We start from the raw sequence: 984 nt of genomic DNA, 5'->3' as shown, positions 1-984 counted from the left end.
CATTCAGTATTGTGGATTAAAGAGCCGTTAGGCGTTCCGGCGGATTTGCAATCCGCCGTCAAAAACTGACCTAACCACTTTATGCTCTGGGGATATGTTATCCCCAGCAATCAGGCTGTAGCCGGCATATCGATGGAATAGGGGGATTACAAATCCCGCTGCTTAATAGGTCGAACCTTTTTTACGACGGATAACATATCCGTCGGGACGCCTAACGGGGTGGGACGCCTAGCGGAAGACAGCCCTATGCACCCTCCGCCGAAAACGAAATATAGCTTAGCACGTAATAAATGCATATCCCGAGGGCACCAGATCCGCCCTCAGGGTAAGAACGGAAGAAATTCATTTCATAGAATGCGCATGAAAATGCCGCGCCTCGGCGGAAGTTATGTCGCCGCCGGGGCGTTTTGCGTAGCGCCGGATATGTCCTTTCCTCCGTTAGGCGTCCCGGCGGATTTGCAATCCGCCGTCAAAAAATGACCTAACCTCTTTATGCTCTGGGGATTTGCAATCCCCAGCAACCAGGCTGTTGCCAGCATATCGATGGGATAGGGGATTACAAATCCCCTGGCATAATAGGTCGAACCTTTTTTACGACGGATTGCAAATCCGTCGGGACGCCTAACGGAGGACAGTCTGGAACGGAAGAAATTCATTTCATAGAATGCGCATGAAAATGCCGCGCCTCGGCGGAAGTTATGTCGCCGCCGGGGCGTTTTCTAAAAAGACAGTTCGATATATAATAGGTAGGCTAGAGATAGCCTGTGGTAAATAATCGCAAGAATTAGAGTCTATTGATTGCGGGTATATGTGAATATGCCTCCTTCATATTCAAGGTAGCAGATTAATGTGTGTAGAATCTGCAAGATTAATTTTATAGTTTTAATAAGTAGGTTGTACAGTGGTACATCTATTTACATCTTTTACTTATAATGATCCCTGCCTGCTTGTGAAAGCCGGCAGGGCTTTTAATCCGAAAATCCA

Source organism: Prevotella sp. TF12-30 (genome assembly GCF_003436715.1).
GTDB classification, from domain to species: domain Bacteria; phylum Bacteroidota; class Bacteroidia; order Bacteroidales; family Bacteroidaceae; genus Prevotella; species Prevotella copri_A.
The sequence above is the reverse complement of the archived record's forward strand: the minus strand, read 5'-3'. Positions refer to the sequence as shown.